The sequence below is a fragment of the Frigoribacterium sp. CFBP 13605 genome, from assembly GCF_014839405.1.
Classification (GTDB): domain Bacteria; phylum Actinomycetota; class Actinomycetes; order Actinomycetales; family Microbacteriaceae; genus Frigoribacterium.
Genome location: NZ_JACYNS010000122.1, coordinates 1 through 6722 on the forward strand (window position 1 = coordinate 1; position 6722 = coordinate 6722).

7 protein-coding genes are annotated in these 6722 nt (G+C 75.6%); 2 read left to right on the forward strand and 5 right to left on the reverse strand.

Going from position 1 to position 6722, the window contains the following annotated elements; translation table 11 throughout:
• Window positions 1-123: 123 nt before the first annotated feature.
• From aztD to aztB, 4 genes are all read right to left on the reverse strand, one after another.
• The gene (gene aztD, locus IFT36_RS14455) at window positions 124-1353 is read right to left on the reverse strand and encodes a zinc metallochaperone AztD (RefSeq protein WP_200413482.1); all 1230 of its coding nucleotides are present in this window, start codon (window positions 1351-1353) and stop codon (window positions 124-126) included.
• Between the two features lie 29 nt (window positions 1354-1382).
• On the reverse strand, window positions 1383-2345 hold the full coding sequence (aztC, locus tag IFT36_RS14460; RefSeq protein WP_200413483.1) for a zinc ABC transporter substrate-binding protein AztC: 963 nt from the start codon (window positions 2343-2345) through the stop codon (window positions 1383-1385).
• Window positions 2342-3607 carry a YncE family protein gene (locus IFT36_RS14465; protein WP_200413484.1) on the reverse strand — a complete coding sequence of 422 codons (1266 nt, stop codon included), beginning with the start codon at window positions 3605-3607 and terminating at the stop codon, window positions 2342-2344. The genes aztC and IFT36_RS14465 overlap by 4 nt, the downstream gene beginning before the upstream one ends.
• 76 nt (window positions 3608-3683) lie before the next feature.
• Window positions 3684-4583, reverse strand: coding sequence for a zinc ABC transporter permease AztB (aztB, locus tag IFT36_RS14470; protein ID WP_200413485.1), 900 nt, complete (start codon window positions 4581-4583; stop codon window positions 3684-3686).
• Between the two features lie 51 nt (window positions 4584-4634).
• On the opposite strand from aztB, the gene aztA reads away from it, so the two are divergent.
• Together aztA and IFT36_RS14480 are read left to right on the forward strand one after the other, a co-directional pair.
• Window positions 4635-5282: a zinc ABC transporter ATP-binding protein AztA gene (aztA, locus tag IFT36_RS14475; RefSeq protein WP_200413486.1), complete on the forward strand. Its 648-nt coding sequence runs from the start codon at window positions 4635-4637 to the stop codon at window positions 5280-5282.
• Between the two features lie 107 nt (window positions 5283-5389).
• A complete protein-coding gene (locus tag IFT36_RS14480) occupies window positions 5390-6331 on the forward strand; it encodes a PhzF family phenazine biosynthesis protein (RefSeq protein WP_200413487.1) in 942 nt (313 codons plus the stop codon).
• A 154-nt stretch (window positions 6332-6485) separates the two neighbouring features.
• On the opposite strand, the gene IFT36_RS14485 is transcribed toward IFT36_RS14480, so the two are convergent.
• The coding region (locus tag IFT36_RS14485; RefSeq protein WP_200413488.1) for an LPXTG cell wall anchor domain-containing protein at window positions 6486-6722 on the reverse strand (237 nt) is incomplete at its 5' end.

The following is a 6722-nucleotide window of genomic DNA, read 5'->3' on the forward strand; positions in this document are numbered from 1 at the left end:
GGGGTGGGGCCGGCCGGGTCGGCCGAGCGCGCCGGGCCGGCCGGACGAGCCGTGCGCAGCCCCCGACCACGAAGGAGGCGCGGTGCCCTCGCACCGCGCCTCCTCGTCCCGGGGGTGGTCGCGTCAGTAGGCCGTGGCCACCGCGACCTCGTTGGGCGTGACGTCGAGCTCGCGCGACGACAGCACCTCACCCGTGGTCAGGTCGACCGCGTGCACGCTGTCCGTCGCCGGCTCGGTGACGTAGCCGACGTCACCCGCGACGACGATCGCGGGGTGGGCGTCCTGCCACTCGGCCGGGCCCTCCCAGGCGCCGATCACGGGCCACGACGCCGTGAGCTCGCCGGTCGCGGGGTCGAGCACGTGCACGGCGCCGTCGGTGCCGATCAGGTACGCGAGGTCGCCCGGGCCACGGGCGACGCCCCGGAAGGTGTACTCGACGCCCTCGGGCAGGTCGACGACGTCGAGGGTGTCGGCGGCCGTGTCGATCAGGGTGACCGCGTGCAGCAGGTAGCCCTCGGCGTCGGGGTCGTCCTTGTGGTCGCCGACGACGAGCGGGCTGGTCTCGCTGACGTACGCGTTGCCCATGCGGCCGTAGGGCTGCGAGGGCGAGGCGAGCTTGGTGATCGTGCCGTCGTGGTAGACGAGCGCCCCGTCCTCGCAGCCGAGGACGACGGCCTCGTCGGCCGCGGTGCCCTCGCCGTGGACGCCCGGGCACTCGTCGCTCTGCGCGACGACCGCACCGTCGGCGTCGCGCACCTCGATGCCCGTGCGGCCGTCGGAGTCGCCGACCGTCGTGAGGAATGTGCCGTCCTCGAGCACGACCGAGACGCCGTGGTGGGCCTCGACGCCCTCGATCGTCTCGACCGTGGGCAGCTCGCCGTCGGTGACGGCGTCGGTCAGGTCGCCGGACTCGAACACCGTGGTGTCGCTCGTACCGTCGGCATAGAGGATCGTCTTGCCGCCGTGCCGGACGACGTGGCCCGCGGTGTCGGCGTCGAACACGAGGTCGGTCAGGGCGGGCTCGGACGAGCTGCCGGCCGCGGTGTCGAGCACCTGGAACCCGCCGCTCGTCGTGACCATGACGTGTCGGCCGTCGCCGGCCGGGTTGAGGCGGGTGAACTCCTCGGAGTCGAACGCGCCGACGGTCTCGAGGGTCTCGCCGTCGAGCACGGTGACGCGGCCCTCGGACGAGACGGCGAGGCGGGGGCCGGACGAGGAGGCGCCGGTCGCGTCGGCGCCGCCCGTCGCGTCGGACGCGGAGCCGGGTCCGCCGGTCGAGCAGGCGACGAGGGTCGCGGCGACGCCGAGGGCGAGCAGCGTGCCGCCGGTCCGTCGCAGGTGGGTGGTGCGCATGGGTGTTCCTCTTTCTGGTGGTCGGACGCTCACGGGGAGAGTCCGGTGGCGATGCGCTCGGTGTCGACGCGCATCATGGTCAGGTAGTCGGGGGCGTCGCCGTCGGCCGCGGTGAGCGACTCGGTGAAGAGCTCGACGACGTCGACGTGGACGTCCGCCTCGCTCGCCAGGGCCTGCACGAGTCGGTCGGGCGAGGACGACTCGGCGAACACGGTCGGGACGCCCGTCGTCTCGACGGCGTCGACCAGGTCGGCGAGGTCGGACGCCGACGGCGCCGCGAGCGTCGTGCCGCCCGGGATCACGGCCCCGACGACGTCGAAGTCGAACCGGTCGGCGAGGTAGCCGAAGACGTGGTGGTTCGTCACGAGTGCGCGCCGTTCGGCGGGGATCGCGGCAAAGGCGTCGACCATGTCGGCGTCGAGCCGCTCGAGCTCGGCCCGGTAGTCGGTGGTGCGCGCGGTGAGCGCCGCGGCGTCGACGCCGTCGACCTCGGCGAGCACCGGCCCGAGGGCGTCGACGACGTCGAGCATGCGGTCCGGGTCGGTCCAGAAGTGCGGGTCGGGGGTGCCGGCGGCGTCCCCGTCGCGGTAGTCGAGGACGTCGACCGCGTCCGCGGCGACGAACGAGGTCACGCCGGAGTCGACCGCCGCGTCGAGGTGCTGCTGCAGCCCCTCCTCGAGGCCGAGGCCGTTCGAGACGACGAGGTCGGCCGCCCGCATCCGTGCCGCCTGCTGCGCCGAGATCTCGAACGAGTGCGGGTCGGCGTCCGGCTTCATCAGGGTGACGACCTCGGCCTGGTCGCCGACCAGTTCGTCGACGACGTCGCCGAGGATGTTCGTCGACACGAACACGACCGGACGGTCGTCGCCGGCGGGTGCGCAGCCGGTCAGGGCCAGCGCGGCCGCGACGGTGACGGCGGCGACGCGGGCGGCGGTGCTGCGGCTGGCGGTGGCGAGCCCGGCCCGGCGGCGGGCCGTCGACGGCGCCCTCATCGACCCGTCTCCGCGACGAAGGCCGGCTCGCCCGCCGTCTCGAAGCTGCGGGCGATCCGCGCGCCGTCGGCGGCGTCGATCTCGTACAGTCGCCCCTCGACCGGGGCCGAGAGGTACGCGCGCTGCTGGTCGGCGATCAGCGTCGGCGTCCGGCCCGCGGCGAGCGAGTCCGCGACGAGCGGCGCGGTCTCGGCGACGACCTGGCCGGTGGCGCCGTCGAGGACGAGCACGCGGCCGTCCCGGGCGAGGGCGAGGAGGCGCTGGTCGGCGTCGTCCACGGCGGTCACCGTGACCAGCGGGGTCGGTGCCGGCAGCAGCGTCCAGGCCCGGGCCCGGGTGTCGAGCAGCCAGACGCCCTCGGAGCCGGCGAGCCCGGCCACGGTGGGTCGCCCCTCCCGGTTGTCGAACGCGGTGGCCGGGGCCGCCGTGCCGCCCGACGACAGGGCCGCGCCGGCCGGGTAGGGGATGTGCTCGACGACGAGCTCGTCGTCGTCGACGGTCGCGAGCAGGGCCCCGTCCGAGCAGCCGACGACGGCTCCGACGCGCGTGGTGATCGTGCCGGAGGCGTCCGGGCAGGCCTCCCGCAGCCCCGTCTCGTCGCCGTCGGCGGTGTGCCCGACGAGCGTCGTCGTCTCGCCGCGACCCTCGGTCACCAGGGCGTACGAGCCCACGGGGACGACCAGGCCGGCACCGGGCTCGCCGTCGAGGCGGAACCGCTCGCGCAGCTCGCCCCGCGACAGCGCCTCGGTGTCGAGCAGCACGGCGTCGCCCGAGCCGGCGAAGTGCACGCCGGTCGAGCCTGAGGTCGAGAGGTTGGTGGTCGCGACGGTCGCTTCGCCGTCGCCCTCGACGGTGCCGAGGAGGCGCGGGTCGGCCCGGTAGTAGTGGAAGTGGTCCCCGTGGTCCCACGTCCAGACCCCGCTGTCGACGACCTCGAGGCCGCCGGTGGTCTCGGCGAACAGGTACCGCCCGTCGGTCTCCACGGCGGTGGGGGCGTCGACCGACCCGAGCTCGACGACGCCCTCGTCGAGCAGGTCGAGGTGGGCGACCGTGCCCGACGGGTCGATCGTGGTGAGGCCGAGACGGGGCTCGGCGAGTTCCTCGGCGCCCGCGACGGCGCCGTGGCCCTCGCCGCTGGCGCCGGTCTCGTCGGCCGTCGTCCCGGCGGCGGGGTCGCCGCCCGGCGAGGTGTCGGTCGAGCAGGCGGTCAGCCCGAGGGCGAGCGTACCGAGCAGGCAGGTCGTGAGGAGGGGGGATCGCATGCGGTCCTTCCGGGTGGGCGTGGGGTGGGTCGGGGAGACGGGCGGGGGAGTGCGGACGTGGGGTCGTGCGGGCGGGTCAGGAGGCGGGGGTCGCGACGGGCGCCGTACCCGTGCGACCCGGGGCGGCGGTGTCGACCCGACGTGCCCGCCGACGGCCGAGGGCGGCGTGGCCGGCCCCCGAGAGGCCGGCGAACGCGATGGCCGTCGCCGCGATCGAGGCGCCGGCGGCCGTCGCGGCGTGCCACGAGACGAGCAGGCCGACGGCGACGGCGAGCACGCCGACGACCGAGGCGAGGACCATCCGCGTGGGCAGGCGCGTCGTCCAGTGGCCCGCGGCGACGGCCGGTGCGAGCAGCAGTCCGACGACGAGCAACGACCCGACGGCCTGGTACGAGGCGACGACGGCGAGCGTGACCAGGCCCACGAGCACGGCCTGGGCCGAGCGCGGACCGAGCCCCAGCACGGCGGCCAGGCGCGGGTCGAGGGCGAGGGCCAGCAGGGGGCGGTGGAAGGCGGCCGCGAGGCCGACGCCGACGGTCGTCGCGCCGGCGAGCAGGCCGAGGTCCGCCGTCGTGATCGCGAGGACGTCGCCGAACAGGATCGACGTGGCGTCGGTGGCGAAGCTGCCCGAGTGCGAGATGACGACGACGCCGAGGGCGAGCATCGCGACGAAGAGGAGGCCGATGCTCGTGTCGTACGACAGGCGACCGCGTCGTTGCAGCGCGGCCACGCCGAGGCTCATGACGACGGCGCTGAGCGCTCCGCCGACGAGGACGGGCGCACCGATCACGGTCGCGAGGGCGACGCCGGGCAGCATGCCGTGCGCGAGCGCCTCGCCGAGGAAGGCCATGCCGCGCACCACGACCCAGGTGCCGACGACGCCGCAGAGGATCGCGACGAGGCCGCCGCCGACGAGGGCGCGCTGGACGAAGTCGAGCGAGAACGGCTCGAGGACGGCGGTGGAGAGGAAGGGCACGAGACACGACCGTAGCTGAGAATGAGAACGCTTATCAACTAGACTGACGGCATGACGACGAACGCCGCCGCCGCTCCCTCGTCCCTGGCGCGCCTCCTGGGGGTGGGGTGCACGTTCGGTGACCGGGTGGCCCTGGCCGACGTCGACCTCGAGGTGTGCAGCGGTGCCCTGACGGTGGTCGCGGGCCCCAACGGCGCAGGCAAGTCGACGCTGCTCGAGGTCGTCGCGGGCGTCCGCGAACCGTCGTCGGGCACGCGCTCGACGACGTCGACGATCGCCTTCGTCCCGCAGCGCACGTCGATCCCGGACGGGCTCCCGGTCACCGTGCGCGACGTCGTGACGGTCGGTGCCTGGGGTCGCGTGGGCCGGTGGCGTCCCCTCGACCGTCGAGCCCGCGCCGCCGTCGACGAGGCGCTCGAGCGCCTGCACGTCGCCGACCTGGCGCCCCGAGCCTTCGCCGCGCTCTCGGGTGGCCAGCGGCAGCGTGCGCTCCTGGCCCACGGACTCGCGCGCGGGGCCGACCTGCTGCTGCTCGACGAGCCCACGACCGGGCTCGACGCCGACAGCGCCGACCGCATCCGGGCCACGCTGCTCGACGAGGCGGCCCGGGGCACGGGGGTGCTCGCGGTCTCGCACGATCCGCTGCTGCTCGACGCCGCGCACCGCGTGGTGCGGCTCGAGGCCGGTCGGGTCGTGTGAGGCGGCTCGGGGTCCGACACGGTCCGGCACGGTCTCGAGGTCCGGGCGGGCCGCCCGGCCCGAGGTGGCGCTGGCGACGAGGAGGCGCGGTGCGGCACAGTGGCGTCGTGACCGACCGCAGACCCTCGCCCCCCGCCGGCCCCGCCGCTCCCTCGCCGTCCGCCCCGACCGTCGAGGTGCTGCACCTCACGGCCTTCGCCGACGGACCGGGCGGCGGCAACCCGGCCGGCGTCGTGCTCGACGCGTCGGCCCTCTCGGCCGCCGACATGCGGCGGATCGCCGCCGAGGTGGGGTACGCCGAGACGGCGTTCGTGGTCGATCCGTCCCGCGCCGGCGACGACCGGCACGTGGCCGTGCGCTACTTCTCGCCCGGGGCCGAGGTCCCGTTCTGCGGCCACGCGACGATCGCCACCGCCGTCGCCCTGGCCGAGCGTCGCGGGGTCGGAGCGTTCACGCTCGAGACGGCGGTCGGGCCGGTCGTGATCGAGACCTCGCGTGGGGGTGCCGACGCCGTCGCGGGCCTGGTGACGGCGTCGTTCACGAGCGTCGACCCCGTCGTGCGCGACCTGGACCCGACCGTCGCCGACCGGTTGCTGGCGTTGCTCGGCCTCACGCACGCCGACCTCGACGAGCGTCGTCCGCTGCGGGAGTCCTTCGCGGGCAACCGGCACCCCGTGGTGGCGGTCCGCGACCAGCGGGTCTTCGACGCCTTCGGGTTCGACCCGGTCGCCGTGCGGGCCCTCATGGACGAACGGGGCTGGGCCGGCACGATCACGGTGATCCACGACCAGGGTGTCGACGAGTCCGGGGCGACCGTGGTCGAGGCACGCAACCTGTTCCCCGTCGGCTCCCTCACCGAGGACCCGGCGACGGGGTCGGCGGCCGCGTCGCTGGGCGGCTACCTCCGCGCGCTCGACCTGATCGCGCCTCCTGCCCGCGTCGTGGTGAGGCAGGGGCGGCACGTCGGGCGTCCGAGCCGCCTCGTGGTCGACGTCCCCGTCGTCGGCGGCGTCACGGTCACCGGCACGGCGACGCCGCTGACCCGCTGACCCGCTGACCCGCTGACCGGCTGACCGGCTGACCGGCTGACCGGCTGACCCGCCGGCCTCTCCGGCCGTCGCACGACGAAGAACCCCGTGTCGAGCGACGCGCCCGGACGCTTCCGGGTGCGTCGCTCGACACGGGGTCGCGGGGCGTCGTGACTCAGTCGCGGGTGAGTCGACGGCGGCGGGCGATCAGGGTGCCCGCCCCGGCGAGCACGAGCAGCAGGGCCGCGGCCGCTGCCCACCGGGCGTCCGAACCGGTGAAGGCGAGCTGCCCGTCGACCGTCGCCGGGCCCGAGCCCTGACCGATCGGCGTCACGCCCGTGCCGGGATCGGCGGGGGCAGCGGGGTCGCCGGGCGTGCCGGGCGTCCCGGGGGTGCCGGGCGTCCCGGGGGT

What these genes read in the sequence shown, in the direction of transcription:
- aztD (WP_200413482.1), bottom strand. Translation starts at nt 1,353, where the DNA reads ATGCGCACCACCCACCTGCGACGGACCGGCGGCACGCTGCTCGCCCTC.
- aztC (WP_200413483.1), bottom strand. Translation starts at nt 2,345, where the DNA reads ATGAGGGCGCCGTCGACGGCCCGCCGCCGGGCCGGGCTCGCCACCGCC.
- IFT36_RS14465 (WP_200413484.1), bottom strand. Translation starts at nt 3,607, where the DNA reads ATGCGATCCCCCCTCCTCACGACCTGCCTGCTCGGTACGCTCGCCCTC.
- aztA (WP_200413486.1), top strand. Translation starts at nt 4,635, where the DNA reads ATGACGACGAACGCCGCCGCCGCTCCCTCGTCCCTGGCGCGCCTCCTG.